The following is a 26329-nucleotide window of genomic DNA, read 5'->3' on the forward strand; positions in this document are numbered from 1 at the left end:
TGCGTGCCCTAGCCGTTGCCGCTAGAACTCCAGGCGAAGGCCGGCCCGGAAGACCCGCGGATTCAGCATCGCGACGATCTCGTTGTAGCGGGGCCCGGAGATCGTCCGGAAGTTCAGCACCGTGGCGTCGTTCAGCACGTTGAAGGCGTCGAGCAGGAGCGTGAGGTGGACGCCGTCCCGCAATGCGAACTGCTTCTCGGCCCGGAGGTCGAAGATGCCGACGTTGGGGGCTCGGTCGTCATAGGGGTTGGCCATGACCCGCTCGGTGCCGGCGTTCGGCAGTTGTACGGTGATCCGCCGGCCGACCTGAAAGCCGCTCTGGAGGCGGTACGAGGCCGTGAAACCGATGTCGCGGGGAAACACGTAGCGCCCGGCCAGCTTGTAGTTCCAGTAGGTCGTCGTGACCCGTCCGAATCGCGCCTGGTTGGCCTGCCACTCGTACGTCGTGCCTTCGATGAAGTCAAATCGGGCGGCCGTGCGCACGCTCGTCGAGGATGTCGTCCGCAGCGGCGCCCTTGCCCGCGTGTGCATGAAGGAGGTCAGCAGCATCCAGCGGTCCGAGAACCGGCGGTTCAGCGCCACCTCCGCGGTGTGGTAGTCGCCGTCCGGCGACGGCAGCCCGTGCCGTCGTGGATTGACGTAGCGCCGGTTCTCGGGGATGTCCGGCGGCCGGTCGAAGAGCTGAAGCACCTGATCATCTGCGGTCCCCTCGACGTCGTCCGCGCCGTGGTCGGTGTAGGCGAACGGGATCCGGTAGGCGAACGCCCGGTTCATGTCGACGATGCCGTAGAGGTTGCGGGCGTTCTTGTACACGTAGGAGCCGCGTACCGACAGGTTGTCCGCGAGCTGCTGCTCGAAGTGCGCGGAGATCTCGTGTCCATAGGCGCTGGCGAGCTCGGGATCGACGGTGACCGTTCCGGCCCCGCCGAACGTCGCGATCCGCCGTCCGAGCTCCGGCGAGTCCGCGAGACCGCCGCTCGGCCCAGCATCCAGCAGGCGGTTCCCGTTCAGGTCGTGAAAGGCGAATCGGGCCGCCGCCTGGCCTACGGGGTTTTCGGCCTCGACGATCGTGGTGCTTGGGTTCCAGTAGAAGCGGCCGGCGAACAGTTTCACCACCGTCCGCCCCTTGCCGGTCACGTCGAACGCGGCCCCGATCCGCGGCGCGACGTTGGCCCAGGTCAACACGTCCCGCGCTCCGACTTGCCGGGGCGCCCAGATGTCCGAGTGCGTTGGGGAGATGGACTGATCCGGCCAGCCCATGACGTAGCGGTCGAAACGGGCACCGAGGTTCAGGGTGAGCCGGTTGGTGACGAGCCAGGAATCCTGGACGTAGCCGGAAAGGACGCGGACGGTGTTCACGCCGGTGTTGGGAGTGTTGTAGATGTCCACCTCGGCCGGCGCCCCGTCGACGTCGCGGTAGAACAGGTCTCCCGGTTGCATGCGAAGAAAGCTGCGACGCTCGCGGTAGGCCTCGAAGCCGGCCTTCAGCGTGTGCTCGCCGCCGAAGTCGTCGGCGAAGAAGGTGATGCTCCCGGACGCCTGCGGCTTCGTGATGTCTCGGAAGTGGTAGTAGCTGTGGGCGTTCGTGTAGTCGCCGGTGTTGACCTCCAGCCGTCCGGGCGGAAGCCCCTCCACGCTCGACGAGCGGGTCTGGGTCGGATACAGGGGCCACCGGTTGATCCAGTGGCTGGCCTGGAGGTTCAGGAACATCCTGTTGGTGAGGGGGTTCCGGTACTCCAGCTTCATCGGCATGTTCACGGACTGCTGGAACCACGCCGTGTCCAGTGACCGGTCGCCGCCGAGCCCGCGCTCCGGCTGCAGCTTCGTGCGGTGGTTGAAGAAGCCGACGAGCTGGCTCCCGTCGTTGAACTGGTGGGTCACCTTGGCGGTCCAGTTCTCGAGCTGCGTCGTGGAAGGGTTCGGATGCCCGATGGTCAGCTCCTCCTGGTGATTCAGGCGGTAGCCGGCGTAGAACCAGGTCCGACCGCGGCGGAGCGGCCCGCCGATCCCCATGTTCCGGTCGCCCTGCAGCGTGAGCGGGTTGCCTGCTCGCAGTCCTCCCGGCGGCGCCCGGTATCGGCCCAGTGTCCCGCCGCCTTCACGGAGCGCGTCGGGGACGTTGTCCGCCACGGAGCCGTCGTCCAGGAAGTCGACGTAGACGTCTCCGGCGAAGCGGTCGCCGCCCGACTTCGTGGTCAGGTTCAGGAAGGCCCCCAGGCCGTGCGTCTCCCCCATGTTCCCGGCGCCGCCGAGCTGGAAGTCCTCCAGGCTCCCGTAGTCGAAGTAGCCGGCGTTCGCGGACGTCCCTTCGGTGACGTTGATGCCTTCGAGCAGAGTGCGGTGCTGGTCGCCAAAGCCGAAGGCCTGGTACCCCGTCTGGGTGCCCGTGTGCGATCCACCGACGTCGTAGGCCTCCATCTGGAAACCGGGCGCCTGCGCCATGGCGGCCCAGATGTCGCGCGCGTTCGGAACGTCCTCGAGGAGTTCCTTGGTGAAGTTGACCGCGGTGGTGGTCGTTCTGACGTCAACGAGCGGGGCCGCGGCGCTGACCGTGATCGTCTCATCGACGGCGCCCACCTCCAGCGTGGCGTCCACGGTCAGCGTCGTGTTGAGCAGGACGCGGAGGTTGTCGCGGACGGTGGTTTGGAAGTCAGAACGCGAGAAGATGAGCGTGTAGTCGCCCGTCGGCAGGGCGGGGAACGCGTAGCCGCCCTGGGTTCCGGTCACCACCTCCCGCTGGCGGATCAGAGCCGCACTCGAGGCGGTCACCGTGACGCCTCGAAGCACGGCACCGGTGGCGTCGGTCACCGTGCCGACAAGACGGCCGCGCAGTTCCTGGGCGCCGGCTCCGTCGGCGAATGCGAGGAGCATTGTTGCCGCAAGGGCAGCATACGTCGCTCGAGCGCGGTTGCTGGTCATGTCAATCTGGAGGCCTCATTTGTCCCTGCCGCCGGCGAAGGGGTGCAGGAGGCCGCTGAACGGTCCGCAAATGGTGCGCCTCAGGAGGAAACCGAAGCGACGTGCGCAAGCGAATCTGGGTGCCGGGGCAGGCTCAACGCAGAGCCAAGCCGAGGATCGCGCCGACCATCGGGACCATCAGGGCCAGAACGGTGCCGAACATCCACTTGAGTGCCCTCATCTCGGCTCGCAGTCCGTCCATCTGACCCGCGATCTCCTGGCGGAAGCTCTCGAAGCGGTCCCGTATCTCCTGGCGCAGGTCCTGCATCGCCCCTTCGAGAGCGTCGATTCGGGCGGTGTTCGCCGCCACGGCCGTCGCGAGGTCGCTCAGGTCGCTACGGACTTCGGCGATGTCCTGTTTGAGCTCGGTGCGCACTTCGGCGATGTCCTGTTTGAGCTCGGTGCGCACTTCGGCGATGTCCTGTTTGAGCTCGGTGCGCACTTCGGCGATGTCCTGTTTGAGCTCGGTGCGCACTTCGGCGATGTCCTGTTTGAGCTCGGTGCGCACTTCGGCGATGTCCTGTTTGAGCTCGATGCGCGCTTCGGCGATGTCCTGCTTCAGCGCGCCTTGGACCGAAGCGAGATCCTGCTTCGTTGCCAGCGCTTCCTGGCTGTCACCGATCATGTGGAGCAGCGCCTCCGCCTGAGCTGAGTCGAAACCGGCTGCCTCGAGCCGTCGTCTGACCGCCTTGGTGGACGATCTTACCGCGTAGCGTTCCATGTTCTGCGCCTCCTGCTGACCTAGACGGATCTCGGGCGGTCGAACCAGGCTGCGCGGGGCCTGCCGGAGTTCGGGGATCGCTGCCGTTGCTATAGTCCTCCCTCGCGTGAACAGGTCCTTTCTCTGCGCGAGTCTCCTGCTCGCGGCCTCTTGGCTTCTCCTCTCCGCCGCTGCGACGGCGCAGCCGGCCGACCCACCGCTCGACGTGCTGATGCGCGCCACGGACGACGCGATGCGGGGGGACTCCAGCGAGAGCCGGATCACGATGCGGATCAAGACCGAGCGCTGGCAGCGAGAGTTGCGTCTCCACGTCGTCTCGGAGGGCACCGAGACGGCGCTGGTACGGATCGAAGCACCGGCGAAGGAGCGCGGCACCGCCACACTCAAGGTCGAGCAGAACATCTGGAACTACCTCCCCAAGGTCGACAGGACGATCAAGGTGCCGGGGTCGATGATGCAGGCGGCGTGGATGGGCAGCCACTTCACGAACGACGACCTGGTCCATGAGTCCCGTTACAGCGAGGACTTCGAGTGTGCCTACAGGGAACGGCCGGCGGACGGCTCCGGGCATTGGCTGGTGCGTTGCGTCCCGCTGCCGGACGCTCCGGTCGTGTGGGGCGCGATCGACGCCCGGTTTCGGGCGCAGGACATGCTGCTCGACCAGGCCGAGTACTTCGACGAGCGCGACCGTCTGGTGCGCACGATCCGTTACGAGGACTTCGGTCCGCTGGGCGGCAGGACGCTGCCGCGGCGGATGCGGGTGATTCCGGCGGACGATGCCGACGAGTTCACCGAGATCGTCTACGAGGAACACGCGTTCAACGTCGACCTGCCGGCGGGTACCTTCTCGCTGCGGTCCTTGCGGCAATAGCCACAGGCACGACCGGATGAAGATGGAGTCGAGCCGCCTCGATCGACAGGACTGCGAGTGGTCTTAGGCGCTGCATGAAGATTCTCCGCATGGCCTGGCGCAACTTGTGGCGGAACGGCCGCCGCACGCTGGTCACGGTCGGTGCGATGACCCTGGCCCTGTGGGCGATGGTGCTCTACACGTCGCTCATGCAGGGGATGCTGGGCAGCATGGAAAGCACCCTGCTCGACGTGGAGCTGGGCGAGATCCAGATCCACGCCGCCGGCTACCTTGAGCGGCCCTCCATCTGGGAGCGGATAGAGGAGCCGGACGCCCTGCTGGAGGCGCTGGACGAGACCGGGTTGCGGTCGAGCGCGCGCCTGCTCGGCGGCGCCCTGGTCGCTTCGGGCGACGCGTCGACCGGGGCGTTGCTCAAGGGGCTCAGACCGGAACGGGACGCACGGGTCAGTGACGTCTACGAGCGGCTCGACCGGGGCGAGTGGCTGGATCCGGCCGATCCCGAGGGCGTAGTGCTCGGGTACAGACTCGCGCGGACGCTTGGAATCGATGTTGGCGACGAACTCATCGCACTGAGCCAGGCGACCGACGGCAGCATGGCGAACGACCTGTTCCGGGTCCGGGGCGTGCTGCAGAGCCTGAGCGAGGAGACGGACCGCGCGACCGTGTTCCTCGTGGAGGGTCAGTTCCGGAGCTTCTTTGCGCTCGAGGACGGCGCCCACCAGGTCATCGTCCGCAGCGGGGAAGGACAGACCCTCGACGCTGCCGGGGAGATGGCCCAGGAAGCCGCCGCGGCGAGCGCGCCCGGAGCCGAGGTGAAGAGCTGGAGGGATCTCCTGCCGGGTCTCGCGAACGTCTTCGACTCCGCTCAAGCGGCGGTCCAGGTCGTTGCCTTCGTCGTCTACGTCGTGATCGCGATCATGATCCTGAACGCCATGCTGATGGCTGTCTTCGAGCGGATCCGCGAGTTCGGCGTGTTGAAGGCGATCGGCGTTTCGCCACGACGGGTGCTCGCGCTCATCCTGACGGAGGGCGCGCTGCAGGCGGCACTGGCGATCGCCATCGGGCTGGTGGCAAGCGTGCCCGCGCTCTGGTTCGTCACCACGCGGGGCATCGATGTCGGCCAACTGGGCGGTACCGCCATCATGGGCGTTTCGATGGACCGGATCTGGACCGGAGCGGTCAGCCCGGCGACGATCGCCGGGCCGGTCTTCATCCTGCTGTTCATCGTCGGGCTGGCGGTCCTGTTCCCGGCCTTCAAGGCGGCGCGGATCAGCCCGATCGAGGCGATCCATCACCAGTAGCTGGGCGTGGGAAGAGAGGAAGGAACATGAGTGGACCGAACGTCGCGACGCTGGCCTGGCGCAACCTGTGGCGAAACCGTCGGCGCACCCTGCTGACGATGGGCTCGATCGTCTTCGGCGTGTTCCTGGCGGTCGTGTTCACGGCGATGCAGGATCGCAACTGGAAGGACATGATCGATCTGGCCGCCCGCCTCGGCGGGGGCCACGTCAGCCTCCAGCATCCCGAGTACCTCGATACGCCGACGCTGACCCGCACCGTCGTCCACGGCGAGGCGGTGGAAACGGCGCTCGACGGTGAGGCCGGTCACATCGCCCACGCCGTCGACCGGGTCATCGGGCCGACGATGCTGGCCACGGCGGGCGAGAACTTCAGCGCCGCTTTCATCGCCTTCGATCCGGAGGCCGAGGACGAAACGACCCTGTCCATCCTGGAGGCGCTGGACCAGGGCTCGGCCCTTGAACCCGGCGACCGCGACGGGGTGATCCTGGGCCACCGGCTGGCCAGCAATCTGGGGATGGAGCTGGGCGACAAGGTGGTCTACACCCTGACGGACAGGAACGGCGAGATCGTCAGCGGCCTGGCGCGGTTGCGTGGAACGCTCAAGACCAACGCACCGACCGTCGACGGCGGTTTCTGCCTGCTGCCGATCGCCACGGTGCGCGACCTGCTCGGCTACGACACGGACGAGGCGACGCTGGTCGCCGTCTTCCTGAAGGACCAGCGGAGGAGCGGCGGGATCGCCGGTCGGCTGGACCGCGAGCTCGGCGAGACGGTGGCGGCTCTCCCCTGGAACACGAGTCAGCCGCAACTGGCGGCGTTCATCGCGCTCAAGGTCGGCGGGGCGGTCGTCATGGAGATTCTGATCGCGGTGCTGGTCGCGGCGGGGATCTTCAACACCCTGTTCGTCAGCGTGATGGAGCGGCTGCGGGAGTTCGGGATCATGCTCGCGATCGGCTGGAGTCCGGGCCGGCTGTTTCGACTGGTCATGATGGAGAGCGCCTGGCTGGCGGTGCTCGGTCTTATGGGCGCCTTTCTGATCACGATCGGGCCCTACCTCTACCTGTCCTCGGCAGGCCTCGACCTGACCGCGGTCTATGGCGGCACGGTGGAGGTCGCCGGCGTCGGCCTGGACCCGGTCCTCAAGATCGGCATCTTCCCGCGCAACGCGGTGCTGATCTGCCTGTTCGCGGTCGTGGCGACCCTCGCTTCGGGCATCTATCCGGCCTGGCGCGCGGGCCGGGTGCAGCCCGTCGACACGATCAAGGTGGTGTGAGATGGGGGACGGAGCGGTCATCGCGTTGCGGGACGCCACCAAGGTCTACCGCCAGGGCAGCGTCGACATCCATGCCCTGCGCGGACTCTCGATGGAGGTCGAGCCGGGTGAGTTCACAGCCGTATGCGGCCCCTCGGGCTCCGGCAAGACGACCATGCTGAACCTGATCGGGGCGCTCGACGCGGCGACTTCGGGTTCGATCGTGCTCGAGGGCCAGGACCTTGGCGGCCTGAACAAGAAGGAGCTTTCCGAACTGCGTCGCGACCGGATCGGCTTCGTGTTCCAGGCGTACAACCTGATGCCGGTGCTGACCGCCTACGAGAACGCGGAGATGGTGCTCTGGGTCCAGGGCGTGGACGCCGCGAGCCGGCGCGAACGGGTGATGGGTCTGCTGGAACAGGTCGGGCTCAAGGGGCTGGAAGACCGGCGGCCCTCTGAGCTTTCGGGCGGTCAGCAGCAGCGGGTCGCGATCGCCCGCGCCATCGCCAGCAACCCGGCGGTCGTGCTAGCCGACGAGCCGACCGCGAATGTGGACTCGGAAACGGCGGAGACGCTGCTCGGCCTGATGGAGGAACTGAACCGGGAGCAGGGCGTGACCTTCCTCTTCTCGACTCACGATCCGCAGGTCATGGAACGGGCGCGTCGAGTCGTGCGCCTGGTCGATGGGAACATCGCGAGCGACGAGCGCCGGTAGGTCGCTGCAGGTCGCCGGCGTCGCCGGGCTGCTCTTCCTGGCCGCCGTGTCGCCGGCCGCCGCGCAGACGGTGGTGGGCGGCGACGTGCGCGTCTTCGCCTTCGGCGTGCTGGAAGAGACGGACCTGGCTGGCGACGGGGAGCCGGCGGAAGAGAACGGCGCCGGGGCTGGGGCCGGCGGCGTCGAACTCGGGATTCTCCGGCTCAAGCTCGACTCCCGCTGGCAGACGTCATCCCGGAATCGCTTCCGTCTCGAACTGCACGGCCTTGCACAGGCCACGTCGCCGCCCGGAAGCGGCGCCGTGACCTCCATTGCGACCGGCGGTACCCGGCGCTTCTTCGACCTGGAGCGGGACTCCTTCGGTGGCGGCGACCTGGCCGGAACGACGGAGATCGACCGTCTGAACCTGCGCTGGGACCGGCCCGGGTTCCGGATGGTCGCGGGCCGCCAGGCGATCACCTGGGGGGTGAACTACTTCTGGCCGGTCCTCGACCTGTTCGCGCCGTTCGCGCCGCAGCGCATCGACCGCGACTACAAGCCCGGAGTCGACGCGCTCCGTTTCACCGTTCCGGTGGGCGACTTCTCCGAGGTCGAGGTCATCGCCGCCGGCCAGGGCACGCGGACCCCGGACGATCTCAGCTTCGCCTCGCTCGGCCGCTTCCACAGCGAGCTGGGCGAGGGCCCCTCGAGCGTCGACTTCGGCTACATGGTGGGCGGCTTCCACCGCGACTTCGTCCTCGGCGGCTTCTTTTCGGCCGATGTTCACGGCACCGGTCTGCGCGGCGAAGTCTCCTGGACCAGTCCGGGCTGCGATGCGGAGAGCACCCACCCGGTCTTTGGCTGCGGCGACTTCTGGCGCGTCACGGTGGGCGTCGACCGTCTCCTGACGCCGCGGCTGACCCTGATTGCCGAGGCGAGCTGGAACGGCTTTGGCGCTGGCGAGGCGGCAGACTACGAGCGGATTGCCGAGGCGGACCGGGTCCGGCGCGGCGAAGTCATCTCGCTCGGCCGGCGTTACGCCGGAATCTCTCTCGCCTGGCAGGCCCACCCGCTGCTGACCGTCAGCGGCGCCGTGCTCTACAACCAGGACGATTCCTCGGCACTGTTTCAGCCGGGCATCGCCTGGTCCGTATCCGACCACGTTTCCATCGGTGCGGGCCTCATCGCCTCGACCGGACCCGGCGTTCGGGACGGTGTCCTCGCTAGCGAGTACGGAGCGGTGCCTGTGGTGGCCTGGTCGTCATTGACGGCATACTTCTAGCGCCGCAGGATGGTCGCGGCTTCGCGGCGCGGCGCTCTCAGGGCCGGCGGGGACGCCGGCGCACCAGTCGCGGATCTTTATGGGTTGTTCACGAACCGTGGGCTACGCTCCGCGGGCGTGGAGCACCTCGAATCGCAACGGAATTCCAGCCATATGAAGACAAAGAGACGCGCCTTCGCCTCATGCGCTTTGGCGATCGCCGCCGCCCTGGTTGCCGCCTGCGGCGGCGGGGGCGGTTCCCGCAGCCTGATCCAGAACAAGGGCTCCGACACGCTGGTCAATGTCGCCCAGGCGTGGGCCGAGGAGTACGCCGCCTTGAGGCCCGGCACCGCGGTCGCGGTGACCGGCGGCGGGTCGGGAACCGGCATCGCGGCCATGATCAACGGCACGGTCGACATAGCGAACTCGAGCCGCAAGATGAAGGACTCCGAGATCGAACTGGCGCGCGGCAACGGCAACGAGCCGATCGAGTTCGTCGTCGGCTACGACGCCCTGGCCGTGTACGTCCATCCCGACAACCCGATGGACGAGATCTCGCTGGAGCAGTTGGCCGCGCTGTACGGCGAGGGCGGCGATATCGACACCTGGAGCCAGTACGGCGTCGAGGTGCCGGGGTGCAGCAGCGACGAGATCGTTCGCGTCAGCCGGCAGAACAACTCCGGCACCTACGTCTACTTCCGCGAAGCGGTGCTCGGCGACCGGCGGGACTTCCGGCTCGGCTCGCGCGACATGCACGGCTCCAAGGACGTGGTCGACCTGGTCGAGAACACGCCCTGCGCGATCGGCTACAGCGGTCTCGCCTACGCGACGGACCACGTCAAGATGCCCTGCGTCAGAACGGGCGAGGACGGCGACTGCGTGTCTCCCTCGGTCGAGACGGCGATCGACGGCTCCTATCCCATCGCGCGTCCGCTGTTCATGTACACCGCGGGCGAGCCGCAGGGCGAGATCCGCGACTACATCGACTGGGTGCTCAGCGACGAGGGCCAGTGCATCATCTACGACAAGGGTTACGCGCCGCGCGGCGACGTGGACTGTTCCTGACCGGGAACAGGCTTCCGGGAATGGCGCGGCGTCTCTGGTTCCCCGGCGGCCGGCTTGCCTGAAACAGCGCACGCCGCGGACCGGCGCGATGCGGCGTGGTGGATCGACCGCGCGGTGCAGATTCTGGTGCTGGCCGGAGGGTTGTCGGCGATCGTCTTCATCGCCGGCATCTTCGTGTTCATCACGCGCGAGGGCGCCGGCTTCGTCTTCGACCGTTTCGACTTCCGCGAGTTCTTCGGTTCGCCGCGCTGGACGCCGACCTCGAGCCACAACCCGACCTACGGCGCGCTCGCCCTGATCGCCGGCACCGCCTCGGTGACCGGACTCGCCATGGTCGTTTCCGTGCCGTTCTCGCTGGGGGCCGCGATCTACATCGGCGAGTTCGCGACCGGCCGCGTGCGCGAAACGCTGAAGGTGCTGGTCGAACTCCTGGCGGCGATCCCTTCCGTGGTCTGGGGGTTCATCGGGCTGTCCATCATGAACCCGCTGATCATCCAGGTCTTCGACGTGCCGGTCGGCCTGAACGTCCTGAACGCCGGGGTCATCCTGGGGCTGATGGCGGCCCCGATCATGACGACGATCGCCGAGGACGCCCTGAAGGCCGTGCCCGACACCTATCGCGAGGCCGCCGAAGCGATGGGGGCGACCCGCTGGCAGGTGACCTTCAAGGTCGTGCTGCCCGCGGCCCGCAACGGTCTGGTCGCGGCGACGCTGCTCGGCGTCGGACGCGGGTTCGGCGAGACGATGGCGGTGCTGATGGCGAGCGGCCACTCGATCAACCTGCCGACGAGCCCCTTCGACTCGGTGCGGGCTCTGACCGCGACGATCGCCGCCGAACTCGGCGAGACGGCCGCCGGTTCCGACCACTACGGTGCGCTCTTCACGCTCGGCATCTTCCTGTTCCTGGTCACCTTCGCGATCAACTTCGCCGCCGACGTCTTCGTGCGGGGCGGTCAGCGCAAGTACCGCCGCCGCGGCCGCCGGCCGGCCGCGTCGGCGAATCCGTAGCGAGGCGCCATGTTCGAAGCGACCGCACAGAACCGCCGCAATCAGAGGGTCGAGGGTCTCTTCCGGCTCCTCTTCCTGTGGATGACCTGCATGCTCATCCTGCCGGTCGCCCTCATCCTGGGCGTGCTGATCGTCCGCGGCGGACCTGCCATCTCCTGGGAGTTCCTGTTCACCCAGCCGCTCAACAACATGACCGCGGGCGGCATCCTGCCGGCCCTGGTCGGCACCGTGTGGCTGGTCGTCGTCGCCCTGATCGCCTCGGTACCGGTCGGCGTGGCGGCGGCGCTCTACCTGAGCGAGTACGCGCCGGACAACCGACTCACCCGGGCGATCAACCTGGCGATCATCAACCTGGCCGGCGTGCCGTCGATCGTGCACGCCCTGTTCGGCCTTGGCGCCTTCGTCATCTTCTTTCGCTTCGGCACGAGCATCCTGGCGGCCAGCCTGACGCTGGCGGTCATGACGCTGCCGGTGGTCATCGTCGCCACCCGGGAGTCGCTCCAGACCGTGCCGCTCGCCTTCCGCGAGGCGTGCTGGAACATGGGCGCCACGCGCTGGCAGACGATCCGCAAGATCGTGCTGCCGAACTCGATCAGCGGCATCCTGACCGGCGTCATCCTGGAGGTGTCCCGCACGTCCGGCGAGACCGCCCCGATCATGTTCACCGGCGCCGCCTTCTTCCTTCCCTTCCTGCCCCAGGGGGTCCTCGACCAGACGATGGCGATGTCGCTGCACCTGTTCGTCATCTCGACCCAGGTGCCGGACGTGCCGGAGCACATGCCTTTCGGCGTCGCACTGGTCCTGATCTCCATGGTGCTGGCGATGAACGGCATCTCGATCGCCTTCCGCGTCTACCTGCGGGGCCGCAAGAAGTGGTGAGCGTTCCCGTCCGGGCGGACGAGACCGCCGACTTCGTGATCGAGGTCGAGGATCTCGCGATCGGCTACCACGGCAAGCCGGCGCTTTCCGGCGTCACGCTCCAGGTGCCGACGCAGGAGATCTTCGGCATCATCGGGCCGGCGAACAGCGGCAAAACGTCGTTTCTGCGCGCCATCAACCGGATGGACCTGATGACGGCGGGCATGGAGGTGTCCGGCAGCGTGCGGGTCGAGGGGCGGGACGTTCGCAGCTGGCGCAACCCCTATGCCTTGCGGCAGCGGATCGGAGTCGTCTTTCCCCTGCCGGTGGGCCTGCCACTCTCCATCTACGACAACGTCGCGCTGTCGTCCCGGCTGCGGGGCACGCGGAAGAAGGCGGACCTGGACGTGATCGTCGAACGCTGCCTCCGCCGCGCGGCGCTCTGGGACGAGGTGAAGGACCGGCTCGATTCCCTTGGCAGCCTGCTCTCCGGCGGCCAGCAGCAGCGGCTGACGATCGCCCGCGCCCTGTCGCAGGACCCGTCGATCCTGTTGCTCGACGAGTTCTCGATCGCGGTCGATCCGGTGACGACGATGCGGATCGAGGAGGTGCTGGCGGAGCTCAAGTCCGAGATGACGATCGTGTTGGTCACGAACCTCGTCCAGCAGGCGCGCCGGCTGGCCTCGCGGACCGCCTTCTTCCTGACCGGCGAGCTGGTCGAGGTCACGGAAACGGAGGCGATGTTCGAGGGCGGCGCCCAGGACGCGCGCACGACCGCCTACGTGGAAGGGAAGTTCGGATGAGCGCGGCGGAGCCGTCGACGCCGGGCGCCGTCGACGCGGCGGCGGCCATCCTGGTCGAGAAGCTGAACCTCTGGTACGGCGACTTCCAGGCCCTGCTCGACGTGGATCTTCGAGTTCGTGCCGGCGCGATCACCTCCCTGATCGGTCCGTCCGGCTGCGGCAAGACGACGCTTCTCCGTTCGGTCAACCGGATCAACGAGCGTCTCGGCTACGTGCGCACGACCGGCAGCATCCGGCTCTGGGGCCTCGATGTGCTCGACCCGTCAGTCGAGCTCGCTCAGCTCCGCAAGCAGGTCGGCATGGTCTTCCAGCGTCCCAACCCGTTGCCTCTGTCCGTGCGGGACAACGTCCTGTTCGGAACCCGTGTCCACCTGCCCGATGGACGACCGCCGAACAGGGTGGAGAGGGACCGGATCGTCGAGGAGGCGCTGCGCGAAGTGCTGCTCTGGGACGAGCTGAAGGACTCGCTCGACCGCCGGGGCACCGAGCTCTCGCTCGAGCAGCAGCAGAAGCTGTGCATCGCGCGCCTGCTGCCGGTCAAGCCGAGACTGCTGCTGATGGACGAACCGTGCTCGGCGCTCGATCCCGCCGGCACGGAGGCCGTCGAGGAGCTGATCTGGAAGCTCCGCGGCGACTACACGATCCTGATCGTCACCCACAACATGGCGCAGGCCCGCCGGGCCAGCGAGGAGTGCGTGTTCATGTTGCTCGGCGAGATCATCGAACACAGCGACACGGCGTCGATGTTCCTGAACCCGGCGAACAGCCAGACGGCGGCCTACATCGAGGGACGGTACGGCTGAGGACGCCTCAGGCGCCTGACGCTCAGCTCCCGGCGCCTTCGATGCGAGCCTTGAGTGCCTTGAAGTCGGCCTCGGTGCTGGCCTGGACGGGAGCTTTCATCAACTGCGGCAGCCACTTGCCCAGCAGATTCTTGGGGCGGATCTCCAGTCGGATCTCCACCTGCGTCTGGCCTTCGCCCACCGGGGTGAGCGTGTAGATCGAGTGCCACCGCGCTCCGGCGCCGTTGGACATGTACCGGACTCGGCGGTGGGGCTCGTACTCGATGCACGTGACGACGTTCTGATGCAGCTTGGCGAACTTCGCGAACGCCACCTGGATGGGGGTCCAGTCCCGGATCTCCCGAAACTGCGCGCCGACTCCCATCGTCTTGTCGGAGACGAACTCCACGCTCAGCATTTCGGGAATCGCCTCCCCGTGACGGCCGCCGTGGGCGAGCGTGGCGAACACGGTCTCCTGGTCGGCATTCCAGGTGTCGATCATCCTCGCCACGAGGATCGGCTTCGAGTCTCCGACCTCGATCCCCGGGTCAGGCTGCCCCGAACGTGCATCTGAATCAGGCATGTTGCTCCCCTGCTTGTAGGCGGCTCGCGTCCCGCCTCTCGTGAACGTCCGCCGTCCACGGCCCGACGACGCCGACGGCCGTGTCGTTCCGGTTCGGCGGATCGGTGGACCGGGGCTCCAGCCGGAGCCGGTTGGCCAGAGATGCCGTGCCGAACACGAAGATCCGCCGGGCGATGTCCATTCCCTGGCAGAAGTGGGGGCCCAGCCCGAAAGGAACGTAGGCATGGGCCGGACAGTGGGCGGGCGATTCCTCGAGCCAGCGCTCCGGCCTGAAGTCCGACGGCTGATCCCAGTGCTCCGGCCTGTGGTGCAGGGCCCTCATCGCCACATGAACGAGCGTGCCCTTCGGAATCAGGTAGCCGCCGAGCACGCGATCCTCGGTCGCCTCCTTGGGCAACATGACGGCGGTTGGCGGATCGATCCGGAGCACTTCGTCGAGTACGGCGCTGGTGTACGGCAATCGGTCGAAGTCGGCGGGCTGGATGCTCCCGCCATTCAGGACGGCGTCCGCCTCGCGCTCCACCTTCAGACGGACGTCCGGATTCCTGGCCAGGTAGTGGACGCCGAACGCAAGGGCGCTGGTCGGCGCGTCGATGAAGCCAGTCAGCAGGATGATCAGCTCGTCCCGGATCGCCTGGTCGGAGTCCAGACCGCCCGCGGCGCCCTCGAGGTCCATGGCCCGCACGTACTGCGCGACGACGTCCCTGCCGGAGTACCCGGAGTCGCGTGCTCTCTGCATGGCGCCGTAGATCGCGGCGTCGACGAGCCCGACGCTCTTCCTGCCTCGTCGGAGAACCGGCAGCGGTAGCGACTTGAACAGTCTCGGACCGGGCAGGATGTCCAGCAGCAGGTACGTCTTCTGGAGCGTGAGCGTGTCCTCTCCCAGTTGACGGGGCAGCTCGACGCCGCGGCCGAGGACGATCTCGACGATCGCGTCCCAGGCGAAGCGTTCGAACTCCTTGACGAGGTCGACGCCCTGGCTGGCAGCGAGTCGTTTTCTCAGGATCGTCGCCTGTTCGGCGATGACCTTAGCGTAGGCGCCCTCGGAGTCGCCCGCGAAGACCGACGTCATGAACTCGGCTCTTCGCCGGTGCTCCTCGCCCTGGTGCAGCGAGATCGAGCCGTACTTCCAGTCGTCCGACAGATCGCCCGGGAACCAGGGTCGAAAGTACGGTTGCTGGGTGACCAGGACCTCGCGAACGAGCTCGGCGTCGAAGACGACGCAGCACTTCATGAACGGAAGCTCGAAGGAGACGATCTCCCCGTACTCGCGGCGGAGTTCGTCCGCGAACGCGCCGTAGTTCTCCGTTCGCTGCCGGAGGTTGTGGAGCCGGTGGCCTTTCGGGCCCGGGGGCAGCTTCATTCCGGGTCCCCTTGAACCCCCGCAGTGGGTCTGGTGCGCATGTTGGAGGCGAGTCCAGACGGAGTCTACCTCCCGTTTGGGAGGAAGATAAGCTCGTTCGGACCATGCAGCAGACAGAAGCCAAGCCGAAACGCCAGCTTCCGCCGGGCCCGCCACGGAAGAAGCTCCAGACCATGCGCCGGCTGGCGGCCGACTACACCGGCTTCTTCCACTGGCTCCACGAACAGTGGGGCGACATCGTCTACTTCGAGGTGCCCAACGGAGGGCACTGCGCTGTCTTCGACCCGGACATCGCCGAGGACCTGGTGCGGAAGCCCGAGTTGTTTCAGAAAGACACTCCGGCGTTCGCCTTCGAGGTCATTCAGTCCCCCTGCCTTGCCAGGACGCCGTTCGGCGACGAGCACCAACGGCTCACGGATCTCACGGTCACCGCGTTCACCCCCGAGCGAACGGCGGCGTTCCGGCGGATCGCCGTCTCGGAAGCGTCGTCCTTCGCCGGGGAGCTCACGGAGGGAAGCACGGTCGATTTCCGGGCCGAGGTCGAGCGCTACACGTGGAACGCGCTGACGACTTCGATGCTCGGCGCCGGGCGTGAACTGGGCCCGGGGCCGGGTCTGGCGATGATGAGAGCAGCCAAGCTCAGCTTCATCGTGTTCGCCGTGCCCGGATACAGGCTGTTCAGGAAACTGCCCCTGCCGCACGATCTGAAGGCGCGTAGGGCGATCAGACCGCTCGATACGGCGGTGTACGACTCGATCCGGAAGGCCAGGGATCCTGACAGCGGGGAAACGAGTCTGATCGCGCACTTTGTCCAGGCGACGGAGCGGGGAGAGTCGGACTGGTCCTTCAGCAGCGACTCGGAGATTCGCGACGAGGCCTATGCTGCCTTCGTCGGCGCCTGGGATCCGGCTGTTCATGTGATGTCCTACATTCCGCACTACCTGAGCCGCAATCCGGAGGTTCGGGCGCGGCTCGAGGAGGAGGTGGATCGCGTCGCCGGCGACCGGCCGCTCTGTGCCGAGGACCTCGAGCGGCTCCCTTACGCCGAGGCCGTCTTCAACGAGCTGCTTCGTCTTCAGCCTGCAGCCCCGCTCCTGGTGCCCCGCCGGGCGGTGCGGGACACGTCGCTCGGCGGCTACTTCATCCCGAGGGGCACGCTGGTCGAGGTCGTCACGCACGTGATGCACCGCCGGGTCGAGTATTGGGAGGACGCCGAAGAGTTCAGGTCCGAGCGCTGGCTGGAGGGACAGGCATGCCCGCGGGGGGGCTACCTGCCGTTCGGCCTGGAGCCGAGGGGCTGCAGGGGCGTGCCCCTGGCCATGGCCGTCCTCGTGTCCGGACTGGCCGCTCTGGTTCGGAGATGGCGACTGGAACCTGAATCCGACGAGTTGCCGGCCGACGGCCTGGAGGTCGGGATCCTGAGCAGCCCCATCCGTACCAGGGTGGTGTCCCGAAAAGCCGCGTAGCGCGAGTCGGCAAGCGCACAGGCACATAGCCTCTGTGGCATCATCGGCGGCTGTTCCCAAACCGCGGTCGAAGGAGACAGGCATGGGCAGGTACGGTCTGACGGACGAGGTAGTCGAGCTCCGCGAACGGATGCGGGAGTTCATCGACGGCGAAGTGATCCCGGCCGAGCCGGAGCTGGAGTCGGAGTCGGGCGAGGATCGCACGCGCGGCCGGCTGGCCGAGCTCAAGGCACTGGCCAAGCAGCGGGGCCTGTGGGCGCTGGGCCATCCCGCGGAGATCGGCGGCGGCGGGCTGCCGCTCATGCCGTTCGTCTACCTGAACGAGATCATCGGCCGCTCGCACTACGGGCAGATCGCCGTCGGTTCCGCCACGATGCAGGACTCGATCATGCTCCACCTGTACGCCAGCGACGAGCAGAGGGAGCGCTGGCTCAAGCCGCTGGTGGCGGGCGACATCTATCCGTCGGTCGGCCTCACCGAGCCCGAAGTTGCCGGCTCCGACCCGACCCTGATGCAGACGCGGGCGGTGCTCGACGGCGACGACTGGGTGATCAACGGTCACAAGTGGTTCACCAGCGGCGCCAGCCGGGCCGCGTTCACGACCTGCTTCGCGTTGACCGAGCCCGAGGCCCAGGGGCACCGCAAGTTCTCCTCGATCATCGTGCCGACGGACACCCCGGGCTACGAGATCGTGAGAGCGGTGCCGACGATGGGCACCACGTCGGGCCAGCACTGCGAGGTGCGCTACAACGATGTCCGGGTGCCGAAGGACAACATCCTCGGCGGCCGCGGCGAGGGCTTCGTCATCGCCCAGAGGCGCCTGGGACCGGGTCGGATCTTCCACTGCATGCGCTGGCTGGGCCAGGCCCAGCGCGCCTTTGAGCTGATGTGCGATCGCGCCAAGTCACGCTGGGCGCACGGCTCCTATCTGTCGGAGAAGGGTGAGATTCAGCGCTACGTCGCCGAGTCGGCGGCCGAGATCCAGGCCGCCCGGCTGATGACCCTGGACGCGGCGGAGGCGATGGACCGGGGCGAGCAGGCGCGGGTCGAGATCTCGCTGATCAAGTTCTGGGGCGCGCGGATGCTCCACAACGTGATCGACCGGGCGATCCAGGTCCACGGCGCGCTTGGCGTGACCGGCGACACGCCGCTAGAGAAGATGTATCGCGAGGCGCGCTACGCGCGGCTGTACGACGGCCCGGACGAGGTGCACCGGATGGTCGTGGCGCGGCGCATCCTGCGCGATCCGCTGGGCCGGGTGCCGTGGGGCACGTTGGGCGGTGGCGAGAACTAGGAGCTTGCGACCGATCGGCGCGGTGGCGGGTCTTGTCGTTCTCGGAGGGATCGGCATGACGCCATCGCCAACCAGCGCCCAGCTTCGCGCCGGCGCGGCCGCGGTCGAGATCACGCCGCCGGCCGGCTCCCTGCTCTACGGCTACGGCGCGCGCGGAACGAACCGGTCGACGGAAGTTCACGACCCGCTCCATGCGCGAGCGCTCGTCCTTGAGGCGGGCGGCGAGACAGTCGCGATCGTCACGCTCGATCTCGGCTCGATCCGCAAGGAGAACACCCTGCCGATCCGGCAGGCCGTGCTGGACGCCGCCGGCTTCGACCACGTTCTGCTGAACGCCTCCCACACCCATTCCGCGCCGCTGTTCGAGGCAGACTTCCCGAGCGCCGGGACCCCGTGGGTCGAGGAACTGGAGCGGAAGATCGCCGGCGTCATCCTGGAGGCCTACGCCGCGCTGCGCCCGGCGCGGGTCGCGGTGGGCTGGGGCCGTGCGAGCGAGGGGCACAACCGGCGGCGGGTGCTTCCCGATGGCAGCGTCGAGATGTTCTGGCGCAACCGTGAGCGTCTGCCGACCGCGCCGCTGGACGAGTCGGTCGGCGTGCTGGCCGTCGACGGCGCGGACGGCGAAGCGATCGCCACGGTGGTCAACTTCGCCGTTCACCCGGTCATCCTGGGCCCGGAGAACATGCTCGTCTCGGCCGACTATCCGGGCGCGATGGCGGCTCTGGTCGCCGAGCGCGGAGGCGGCGTGCCGATGCTCCTGCAGGGAGCCGCCGGCGACATCAATCCCTTCTGGGACAAGACGCCGCCCGCGGAAGGCGGCTTCGAGCAGGTCCGGATGGCGGGAGAACGGCTGGGCCAGGAGGTGCTCCGCGTCCGCGCCGACCTGGCGGCGGCGGATGCGTTCCACGATCCGGCGACCCTGTCCGTGAAGCGCCATCTGGTGACGCTCGAGCCGCGCTGGGACCTGGACTCCCCGGTGGTCGAAGAGGGTTTCCGGCGCCACGGGCTGGAGGCGTCGCTTCGGAGGTACCGCGCACGCTTCCCGCGCGAACGGGAGGCCGAGGTGAACACGCTGGTCCTCGGCGAGCGCGGCGCAGGCCAGTTCGCCCTGGCCACCTTCCCGGGCGAATTCTTCGTCGAGCACCAGCTCCGGCTGCGGGCCGAGTCTCAGGTACCTCATGTCTTCTTCGCCGGCTACACGAACGGCGAACTCGCTTACTTCCCCACGATCGCCGCGGCGGCCCAGGGCGGCTACGGTGGCAGGGAAGCTACGATCGTCGAGGTCGGCGCCGGCGAGAAGCTGGTCGATCTGGCCGCGATCTCGATCCTCGAACAGGCCGGTTGGCTGCACGACGCGCCCCCTTGACGCCGGCCGCTCCAACCCGAATCGCCCCTCCAGGAGGCTTCGTCATGACATCTCCCGCTCACTCTTCGGTCCGTGGACCCTTTGTGCGGTGCCGGCTCTTCCTTTCGGTGCCGGCAACGCTCGTCGCCTTCGCCACCCTCGGCTGCGGCGCCGGGAACGAACCGCCCCCGGGCGAAACCGCGGTCTACAGCGCCGCCGCGTTCCACAACACGACGTCCTACGGCGGCGCCTCGTTTTCGGCGGACGAGAGCCGTCTGCTGATCTCAAGCGACGTGACCGGAGTCTGGGCCGTCTACAGCGTGCCGGTCGCCGGCGGTGAACCGAGGCAACTGACGGACAGCGCGGGTCCGGTGTTCGCGCAGAGCTACTTTCCGAACGACGACCGCTTCCTCTACACCGGCGACGAGGGCGGCAACGAGCTGAACCACCTGTACGTGGGCTCCGACGGCGCCGGGGACGTCCCCGAGGGCGCGGTGGACCTGACGCCGGGAGACAACGTCCGGGCGTCCTTCGCCGGCTGGCGCGCGGACGGCGAGGCGTTCTTCGTTCAGACCAACGAGCGCACGCCCTTCGCGATGGATCTCTACCGGTACGACGTGCCGCCGCCGGGGACCTGGGACTTCGAGCGCGAGGTCGTGTTCGAGAACGACGGCAGCTTCAGCCTCGGCGACGTCAGCGACGACGGCCGCTGGCTGGCGCTCGACAAGCTGACCAGCAACTACGACAGCGACGTCTACGCCTACGACCTGATGGCGGGTCACCTCGTTCACGTCACCGAGCACGAGGGCGAGGTCGAGCACGGCTCGGGCGGCTTCACTCCGGACAGCTCGCAGCTCTACTACGGGACGAACGAGCACGGGGAGTTCAACCAGGTCTGGTCCTACGATCTCGCCGACGGTTCACGGGAGCTGGTGCTCGCCGCCGACTGGGACGTCTTCGGAGTGTCCTTCTCCGATACCGGGCGGTACCGCGTGTCGGCGATCAACGAGGACGCTTCGACGGTGGTCGAGGTCCTGGACACGGAAACGGGCGCCCCGGTCGCGCTTCCCGATCTGCCCGCCGGCGATGTCGCGCAAGTCGGCTTCTCGGCCAGCGATCGGCTGATGGCCTTCTACCTGAGCAGCGACCAGTCGCCCTCGGATCTCTACGTGGTCGACCTGGAGCAAGGCGGCGAAGCGCTTCGGCTGACGCAAAGCCTGAACCCCGAGATCGACCCCGACGATCTCGTGACCACCGAGGTGATTCGGTACCCGAGCTTCGACGGGCTGGAAATCCCGGCCATCCTGTGGCGGCCGCACGGGGCGTCGGCAGACAACCCGGCGCCGGCGATGGTCTGGGTGCACGGCGGCCCGGGCGGCCAGACCCGGCGCACCTACCGGGCCGACATCCAGCACCTGGTGAACCAGGGCTACGTCGTCCTGGGGGTGAACAACCGCGGTTCGTCCGGCTACGGCAAGACCTTCTTCCACATGGACGACAGGAAGCACGGCGAGGTCGACCTGCAGGACTGCGTGTGGGCCCGGACCTGGCTCGAGTCCCAGGACTGGGTGGACGGTTCGCGCGTCGGCATCATCGGCGGCAGCTACGGCGGCTACATGGTGGCGGCCGCGCTGGCCTTCGAGCCGGAGGTCTTCGATGTCGGCGTCAACATCTTCGGGGTGACGAACTGGATCCGGACGCTCGAGAGCACGCCCCCGTGGTGGCAGGCGCAGAAGGTGGCCCTGCTCGGCGAACTGGGCGATCCGGCGACCGAGCGCGAGCGCCTGGAGCGCATCTCACCGCTGTTCCATGCCTCGAACGTCGTCAAGCCGCTGCTCGTCGTCCAGGGCGCGAACGACCCGCGGGTACTCCAGGTCGAGAGCGACGAACTCGTCGAGGCGGTGCGGGCGAACGGCGTGCCGGTCGAGTATGTCCTGTTCCCGGACGAGGGCCACGGCTTCCGGAACCGGGTGAACCGGATCGAGGCGTCGGAGCGCTACGCGGCGTTCCTGGCCGAGCATCTGGGTTCGTAGGCACCGAAGACAGGTCCCGCACGGTCCACCGGCGTGGCCCGTGCCGCGCCTCAGAAGTCGAAGTGCAGGAACAGGCCGACGTGTTCGACCGATCCGGCGCCGGCCGGGTCGGTCGATACGTAGTTGCCAAGGAACCGCAAGTTGCTGCGGAGGTACCAGTTGAGGGCGACGGAGAGACTCTGCTGGCTGCCGCCGAGAACGGATCCGCGGCTCAGATCGATGTGGTCCCATCGTGCCGCGAGTTCCCAGGCGCCCCTGCCTTCGGGCATGGGCGCCTTCGGCCTCAACCGGGTGAAGCTGCGGGAGCTGCGGCTGTACGGCTTCCTCTCTCCGGTGAGGAACCAGCCGGCCTCAACGTACTGGGCGTCGAAGCGGGCGCTCCGGCCATCCGGCGAGCCAACCGGCAGCAGGTCCACCTGGGCGGACAGCACCTCGCCCTGCAGCCAGAACGAACTTCGTGCAAGCACGAACTCAGCCCCCAGCAGTCGCATGCCGTCGGCGGGCAGCCATCCGGTGTCCACCGTGCGCGGCGCGAGCCGGACGCCGGTGCGGCCGCGCAGGCGGACGGCGTCCGCGGTGGGCTGGCGGTGCGAGAGGGCCACGCCGAGGTGGAGCAGGGGATCGTTTCCTTCGTCTCCATCCAGGGCGAGCCCGCTGAGGCGGCCGGTCAGGCTCCAGTCCGACCCGGGCCGCTTGTCGTAGCCGTCGCTGTCGCGGAAGGCGCCCACCGCCCAGGCGACGCGGTCACCGGGAAGCCGGTCGTGGACCATGAAGCCGAGGTTGCGGCCGGGCGCCAGGGCCGTGACCGCGGCCGGGCGCGCGATGAAGGAGTGGGAGTTCGACGACTGCTGGATCGAGAGGCTGAACGGCTCCTTGAAGTGGCCCGCGCGGAACGTGGCCGCGCCGTCGTTGGGCGTGGCCTCGATGAAGACGTCCGTGGGCACGATGTCACCGCTCGCGATGTCGTGCTCGATCTTGAACGTGAACCGGTCGAGGAACTCGCCGTTCAGCACCAGGCGGGCGCGCCGCCAGTCGACGCCGTCCTCGAACTCGAACCGTTCTTCCAGGGCCGGGTCGGGAGAGGAGGAGCTGGCCTCGACGTGGACTCGCCCGCCGACGCTGACCGAGAACCGGTCCTTCCCGTCTTCGGTGTGCCGGGCGGCCGCGGCGGTGGCGATGGTGATCAAGGCGGCAGTCGTCAGGAAACGGAGCACTCGCGATCCTCGCTGTGTGGGAGTGAGTCTCGTTGGCGGCGCCACGGAGGCAGCCGCCCGCGCGGCCGGTCGACGGGGACGATGTTCAGAGAGCGTGAAGAGTTCGTGAAGGACCGCGCGCCGGAAGAACGGCTTTATCGCTTGTTCACGGAAGGCTCGCTAGCCTCGAGTAGGGTCAACGGCAATTGAGGATCCAGGACGTTCCATGAGCGCCACGAAGGTCGTCGTCATCGAAGACGAGCCGGACATCCTCGAGCTGATCGAGTACAACCTCCGGCGTGAGGGCTTCGAGGTCGCGACGGCGACCACCGGCCGGACCGGTCTTTCCGTGATCGGTCGCGAAAAGCCGGACATCGTGCTGCTCGACCTGTTGCTGCCCGGCCTGGACGGTTTGGATGTCTGCCGTCGCCTTCGCGCCGTGGAATCGACGCGCGACCTGCCCGTGATCATGGTCACGGCTCGCGGCGAGGAGGGCGATGTCGTCCTGGGGCTCGGCGTCGGTGCCGACGACTACATCCACAAGCCCTTCAGCCCGCGCGAACTGGTCGCCCGTGTCCGGGCGGTCCTCCGGCGGGGGCCGATGCGCGGCAGCGATCCGGATCGGAGAGTCGTTCGTGGGCCGCTAGCGATCGACCCGGTCAAGCACCGGATCAAGGTCGACGGCCGGCGTCTGGAGCTCACGCCCACCGAGTTCCGCCTGCTGCACTTCCTGGCCTCGCATCCAGGCCGCGTGTTCACCCGTGGCCAGCTCCTGGACCGGGCGGTCGGCGACCGGGCCGTGGTCATCGACCGGAACATCGACGTCCATGTCCGTGCGGTGCGCAAGAAGCTCGGACCGCACCGCGGCCTGATCCGGACCGTGCGCGGCATCGGCTACTGCTTCCGCGACGAAGAGGCCTAGCGGCGGATCGGCCCGGGTGTAGGTTGTAGGGAGCCGGCTCGGTTGCTTCGCTGCCGCCCGGGACCTTCCATGACTCGCTCACCTCTGTTCTGGCGCCTGTTTCTGGGCGGTATCACGCTGCTGGTTTCGGGGTTCCTGCTGGGCGGAGCGGTGGCCTCGGGATTGGTCGGCGCGGTCCTGGTCTGGACCGCGGCGCTCCTGGCCGGCGTCGGTGTGGGGCTGGCCGCCGGACGACTGGCGAAGCGGGCGCGGCGTCTGCTGGCAAGGGCCACGGCGCTCGGCTACCCCGCGCAGGCAGGAGATGGCGGCCGTGGCGACGAGTTCGCCCGCCTCGAGGTCTTTCTCGAGGAGAACGAGGCGCGCTTCGTGGAGCACGTGGAGCAGCTCAAGGCGGAGCGCAACCAGTTGACGGCGGTGCTGGGCGGCATGGTCGAAGGGGTGGTGGCGATCGATCGCGACCGGCAGGTGCTGCACCTGAACGCGGTGGCCGCGAACTGGTTCGGACGCCCGGCGCCGGAGTTGGCGGTCGGGCGTCCGATCTACGAACTGTCGCGGCAGCCGGAGATCTCGGGGGCGCTGATCGAGGCGATGGAGAAGCGGACGCAGGTGAGCCGGACCTTCGCGCTGGTGCGGCTGGCCGGCGAGGACGGCGGCCCTAACAGGTTCGAGCTCAACGCGTCGCCCCTGCTCTCGTCCCGGCGGGACGGCGAACCGGTCGAAGGGGCGGTGGCTGTGATCCACGACATCACGGAGCTGGAGCGGCTGGAGAGTGTGCGCCGCGACTTCGTGTCGAATGTCTCGCACGAGCTGAAGACGCCGCTGACGGCCATTCACGGCTACGTGGAGACGCTGCTGGACGCCGATCCGATCGACGACCCGACGCGGGGTCGCTTCCTGCGCAAGATCCGCAGGCAGAGCAACCGTCTGGGCGCGCTGGTGTCCGATCTGCTCACCCTGTCGCGGATCGAGTCCTCGGCCGAACCTCCGGAAGGGGTCCTCGATCTGCGGTCGCCGGCCGGCGAAGTGTTGAATCTGCTCGGTCCGGCGAGTGAGGAGCGGGGTCTCGAGCTGATCGCGGAGTTCCCCGAGGAGGCGGTCGAGGTTCTGGGCGAAGAGGAGGCGATCCGGCAGGCGGTGTCGAACCTGGTGGACAACGCGGTCAAGTACTCGTCGGCGGGCGGTCGTGTGGTCGTGCGCCTGCAGGCGCGGAACGGGCGGGCGGTGCTCGAGGTCGAAGACCGGGGACCGGGCATCGCCAGCGAACACCTGGACCGGATCTTCGAACGCTTCTACCGGGTCGACCGCGCCCGCTCCAGGGAACTCGGCGGCACCGGCCTGGGCCTGGCGATCGTCAAGAACGTCGCCCGACGACACGGCGGCGGAGTGGAGGTGGAGAGCGAACGGGGACGGGGTTCCACGTTCCGGCTCTGGTTGCCTGCGGCAGAATGAGGCCTGCTTGCAAGAGTGAGGTGTACTTCACGCATTCTTCACACGGCTGCGTGACATTCCTCGGCGAGGATCAAGGGTTTGGGAATTCACCTGCAGCGCGATCTGGACGAAGTGACGCGGTCGCTCCTCGAGGTGGCCGCGATGGTCGAGGACATGATCGCGAAGTCGCTGCAGGCGCTCCGGGAGCGGAGCGTCGATCTGGCCCATGAGGTTCAGCGTCGGGACCGCGTCATCGATGCCCGGGAGATCGAGGTCGAAGAGGAGTGCCTCAAGATCCTGGCCCTGCACTCGCCGGTGGCGTCGGACCTCCGCATGGTCGTGACCTGGCTCAAGGTGAACAACGACCTCGAACGTGCCGGCGACCTGGCCCGGAACCTCGCCGAGCGGGCGGAAAGCCTCGCCGTGGCGGAGCCGGTCCAGATCCCGCGCGAGATCTGGACCATGGCCGAGCGCATCCCGAAGATGCTGCGCTCAGCTCTGGATGCGGCTGTCGGCGGCGACACGGAACTCGCCCGCTCGGTCATTGCCGAGGACGAGGTCGTCGACCGAAGCCACGAGGCCATGTACGGCGTGGTGGCGGCGATGATCGACGAAGAGCCCGGGTCCGCGGCGGTCTGCATCCAGTTCCTGTCGATCTCGCGCTACCTGGAGCGGATGGCCGATCTGGCGACTAACATCGCCGAGGATGTCGTCTTCCTCGTCGATGGCGAGGTCGTGCGCCACCAGGCGCCTTAGGGGGGTTTACGGCTGCCGCAGAAGCGGCTAGACTCCGCCCCTTCCCCGCGAAGCACCGCAGGAGTCAGCTCCGAGGTGCGGGTCGCATTGCGTGTCGAGGGTCGACCTGGGGAGCGGAAACGGGGGTCCCGAACACACCAGAGACTTGAAGGCGGGGAAACCTGAGACGGCTGCCCACGTGGCTCAGGGGTAGAGCACTTCCTTGGTAAGGAAGGGGTCACCGGTTCAAATCCGGTCGTGGGCTCCAGACAGGCTTATCCAGGCAGAACACAAACACGGACAGTTGATCCGCTGAGGCGGGAGAGGCAACGAGCGTCATGGCGAAGGAGAAGTTCGAGCGTACGAAGCCGCACGTGAACGTGGGGACGATC

The 26329-nt window shown here is 68.0% G+C and carries 22 protein-coding genes and 1 tRNA gene; 18 read left to right on the forward strand and 5 right to left on the reverse strand.

The window, feature by feature from the left end; genetic code table 11:
* Nucleotides 1–21: 21 nt before the first annotated feature.
* Both OXI49_15315 and OXI49_15320 read right to left on the reverse strand, forming a co-directional pair.
* Nucleotides 22–2871 (reverse strand): TonB-dependent receptor, encoded by a 2850-nt coding sequence (locus OXI49_15315; GenBank protein ID MDE2691876.1) that lies wholly within the window; start codon nt 2869–2871, stop codon nt 22–24.
* Nucleotides 2872–3052: 181 nt separating this feature from the next.
* On the reverse strand, nt 3053–3679 hold the full coding sequence (locus OXI49_15320; GenBank protein ID MDE2691877.1) for a DUF1640 domain-containing protein: 627 nt from the start codon (nt 3677–3679) through the stop codon (nt 3053–3055).
* A gap of 106 nt (nt 3680–3785) precedes the next feature.
* On the opposite strand from OXI49_15320, the gene OXI49_15325 reads away from it, so the two are divergent.
* From OXI49_15325 to OXI49_15370, 10 genes are all read left to right on the forward strand, one after another.
* Nucleotides 3786–4550: an outer membrane lipoprotein-sorting protein gene (locus OXI49_15325; protein MDE2691878.1), complete on the forward strand. Its 765-nt coding sequence runs from the start codon at nt 3786–3788 to the stop codon at nt 4548–4550.
* A 74-nt stretch (nt 4551–4624) separates the two neighbouring features.
* Nucleotides 4625–5851, forward strand: coding sequence for an ABC transporter permease (locus OXI49_15330; GenBank protein MDE2691879.1), 1227 nt, complete (start codon nt 4625–4627; stop codon nt 5849–5851).
* A 26-nt stretch (nt 5852–5877) separates the two neighbouring features.
* Nucleotides 5878–7125, forward strand: a complete 1248-nt coding sequence (locus OXI49_15335) for an FtsX-like permease family protein (protein ID MDE2691880.1) — start codon at nt 5878–5880, stop codon at nt 7123–7125.
* A 1-nt stretch (nt 7126) separates the two neighbouring features.
* Entirely contained in the window at nt 7127–7819 is a 693-nt protein-coding gene (locus OXI49_15340; GenBank protein MDE2691881.1) for an ABC transporter ATP-binding protein, read from the forward strand.
* On the forward strand, nt 7788–9080 hold the full coding sequence (locus OXI49_15345) for a hypothetical protein (GenBank protein MDE2691882.1): 1293 nt from the start codon (nt 7788–7790) through the stop codon (nt 9078–9080). The genes OXI49_15340 and OXI49_15345 overlap by 32 nt, the downstream gene beginning before the upstream one ends.
* Before the next feature lie 153 nt (nt 9081–9233).
* Nucleotides 9234–10124 (forward strand): phosphate ABC transporter substrate-binding protein, encoded by an 891-nt coding sequence (locus tag OXI49_15350; protein MDE2691883.1) that lies wholly within the window; start codon nt 9234–9236, stop codon nt 10122–10124.
* 54 nt (nt 10125–10178) lie between these two features.
* Nucleotides 10179–11132 carry a phosphate ABC transporter permease subunit PstC gene (pstC, locus tag OXI49_15355; protein ID MDE2691884.1) on the forward strand — a complete coding sequence of 318 codons (954 nt, stop codon included), beginning with the start codon at nt 10179–10181 and terminating at the stop codon, nt 11130–11132.
* Nucleotides 11133–11141: 9 nt separating this feature from the next.
* Nucleotides 11142–12011 carry a phosphate ABC transporter permease PstA gene (pstA, locus tag OXI49_15360; GenBank protein ID MDE2691885.1) on the forward strand — a complete coding sequence of 290 codons (870 nt, stop codon included), beginning with the start codon at nt 11142–11144 and terminating at the stop codon, nt 12009–12011.
* Nucleotides 12008–12793: an ATP-binding cassette domain-containing protein gene (locus tag OXI49_15365; GenBank protein ID MDE2691886.1), complete on the forward strand. Its 786-nt coding sequence runs from the start codon at nt 12008–12010 to the stop codon at nt 12791–12793. Before pstA ends, OXI49_15365 begins: the two co-directional genes overlap by 4 nt.
* Nucleotides 12790–13596, forward strand: coding sequence for a phosphate ABC transporter ATP-binding protein (locus OXI49_15370; GenBank protein MDE2691887.1), 807 nt, complete (start codon nt 12790–12792; stop codon nt 13594–13596). The genes OXI49_15365 and OXI49_15370 overlap by 4 nt, the downstream gene beginning before the upstream one ends.
* Nucleotides 13597–13618: 22 nt before the next feature.
* Here the strand turns inward: OXI49_15370 and OXI49_15375 are convergent, their stop codons facing one another.
* Entirely contained in the window at nt 13619–14158 is a 540-nt protein-coding gene (locus tag OXI49_15375; protein ID MDE2691888.1) for an SRPBCC family protein, read from the reverse strand.
* Nucleotides 14151–15521 carry a cytochrome P450 gene (locus OXI49_15380; GenBank protein MDE2691889.1) on the reverse strand — a complete coding sequence of 457 codons (1371 nt, stop codon included), beginning with the start codon at nt 15519–15521 and terminating at the stop codon, nt 14151–14153. Before OXI49_15380 ends, OXI49_15375 begins: the two co-directional genes overlap by 8 nt.
* 104 nt (nt 15522–15625) lie before the next feature.
* Here OXI49_15380 and OXI49_15385 point away from each other — a divergent pair, with 104 nt between their 5' ends.
* From OXI49_15385 to OXI49_15400, 4 genes are all read left to right on the forward strand, one after another.
* Complete coding sequence (locus OXI49_15385; GenBank protein ID MDE2691890.1) at nt 15626–16987, forward strand: cytochrome P450; 1362 nt, start codon at nt 15626–15628, stop codon at nt 16985–16987.
* Between the two features lie 82 nt (nt 16988–17069).
* Nucleotides 17070–18281, forward strand: a complete 1212-nt coding sequence (locus OXI49_15390) for an acyl-CoA dehydrogenase family protein (protein ID MDE2691891.1) — start codon at nt 17070–17072, stop codon at nt 18279–18281.
* Nucleotides 18282–18336: 55 nt separating this feature from the next.
* Nucleotides 18337–19647: a neutral/alkaline non-lysosomal ceramidase N-terminal domain-containing protein gene (locus OXI49_15395; protein MDE2691892.1), complete on the forward strand. Its 1311-nt coding sequence runs from the start codon at nt 18337–18339 to the stop codon at nt 19645–19647.
* A gap of 107 nt (nt 19648–19754) precedes the next feature.
* Complete coding sequence (locus OXI49_15400) at nt 19755–21659, forward strand: S9 family peptidase (GenBank protein MDE2691893.1); 1905 nt, start codon at nt 19755–19757, stop codon at nt 21657–21659.
* 50 nt (nt 21660–21709) lie between these two features.
* On the opposite strand, the gene OXI49_15405 is transcribed toward OXI49_15400, so the two are convergent.
* A complete protein-coding gene (locus OXI49_15405; GenBank protein ID MDE2691894.1) occupies nt 21710–22873 on the reverse strand; it encodes a porin in 1164 nt (387 codons plus the stop codon).
* Nucleotides 22874–23078: 205 nt separating this feature from the next.
* On the opposite strand from OXI49_15405, the gene OXI49_15410 reads away from it, so the two are divergent.
* The 4 genes from OXI49_15410 (at nt 23079) to OXI49_15425 (ending at nt 26205) form a co-directional block, all read left to right on the forward strand.
* Nucleotides 23079–23774 carry a response regulator gene (locus OXI49_15410; protein MDE2691895.1) on the forward strand — a complete coding sequence of 232 codons (696 nt, stop codon included), beginning with the start codon at nt 23079–23081 and terminating at the stop codon, nt 23772–23774.
* 69 nt (nt 23775–23843) lie between these two features.
* Nucleotides 23844–25223 carry an ATP-binding protein gene (locus tag OXI49_15415; protein ID MDE2691896.1) on the forward strand — a complete coding sequence of 460 codons (1380 nt, stop codon included), beginning with the start codon at nt 23844–23846 and terminating at the stop codon, nt 25221–25223.
* Between the two features lie 78 nt (nt 25224–25301).
* The gene (gene phoU, locus OXI49_15420; GenBank protein ID MDE2691897.1) at nt 25302–25958 is read left to right on the forward strand and encodes a phosphate signaling complex protein PhoU; all 657 of its coding nucleotides are present in this window, start codon (nt 25302–25304) and stop codon (nt 25956–25958) included.
* A 172-nt stretch (nt 25959–26130) separates the two neighbouring features.
* Nucleotides 26131–26205 (forward strand) — tRNA-Thr (locus OXI49_15425).
* Nucleotides 26206–26329: the final 124 nt, after the last annotated feature.

This window comes from Acidobacteriota bacterium (assembly GCA_028875725.1).
Classification (GTDB): Bacteria; Acidobacteriota; Thermoanaerobaculia; order Multivoradales; family Multivoraceae; genus Multivorans.

Excerpts from the sequence above, each read along its gene's own strand:
- OXI49_15315 (MDE2691876.1), bottom strand. The coding sequence starts at position 2,871 with ATGCTCCTCGCATTCGCCGACGGAGCCGGCGCCCAGGAACTGCGCGGC.
- OXI49_15320 (MDE2691877.1), bottom strand. The coding sequence starts at position 3,679 with ATGGAACGCTACGCGGTAAGATCGTCCACCAAGGCGGTCAGACGACGG.
- OXI49_15330 (MDE2691879.1), top strand. The coding sequence starts at position 4,625 with ATGAAGATTCTCCGCATGGCCTGGCGCAACTTGTGGCGGAACGGCCGC.
- OXI49_15335 (MDE2691880.1), top strand. The coding sequence starts at position 5,878 with ATGAGTGGACCGAACGTCGCGACGCTGGCCTGGCGCAACCTGTGGCGA.
- OXI49_15340 (MDE2691881.1), top strand. The coding sequence starts at position 7,127 with ATGGGGGACGGAGCGGTCATCGCGTTGCGGGACGCCACCAAGGTCTAC.
- OXI49_15345 (MDE2691882.1), top strand. The coding sequence starts at position 7,788 with ATGGGAACATCGCGAGCGACGAGCGCCGGTAGGTCGCTGCAGGTCGCC.
- OXI49_15350 (MDE2691883.1), top strand. The coding sequence starts at position 9,234 with ATGAAGACAAAGAGACGCGCCTTCGCCTCATGCGCTTTGGCGATCGCC.
- pstA (MDE2691885.1), top strand. The coding sequence starts at position 11,142 with ATGTTCGAAGCGACCGCACAGAACCGCCGCAATCAGAGGGTCGAGGGT.
- OXI49_15370 (MDE2691887.1), top strand. The coding sequence starts at position 12,790 with ATGAGCGCGGCGGAGCCGTCGACGCCGGGCGCCGTCGACGCGGCGGCG.
- OXI49_15375 (MDE2691888.1), bottom strand. The coding sequence starts at position 14,158 with ATGCCTGATTCAGATGCACGTTCGGGGCAGCCTGACCCGGGGATCGAG.
- OXI49_15380 (MDE2691889.1), bottom strand. The coding sequence starts at position 15,521 with ATGAAGCTGCCCCCGGGCCCGAAAGGCCACCGGCTCCACAACCTCCGG.
- OXI49_15385 (MDE2691890.1), top strand. The coding sequence starts at position 15,626 with ATGCAGCAGACAGAAGCCAAGCCGAAACGCCAGCTTCCGCCGGGCCCG.
- OXI49_15390 (MDE2691891.1), top strand. The coding sequence starts at position 17,070 with ATGGGCAGGTACGGTCTGACGGACGAGGTAGTCGAGCTCCGCGAACGG.
- OXI49_15395 (MDE2691892.1), top strand. The coding sequence starts at position 18,337 with ATGACGCCATCGCCAACCAGCGCCCAGCTTCGCGCCGGCGCGGCCGCG.
- OXI49_15410 (MDE2691895.1), top strand. The coding sequence starts at position 23,079 with ATGAGCGCCACGAAGGTCGTCGTCATCGAAGACGAGCCGGACATCCTC.
- OXI49_15415 (MDE2691896.1), top strand. The coding sequence starts at position 23,844 with ATGACTCGCTCACCTCTGTTCTGGCGCCTGTTTCTGGGCGGTATCACG.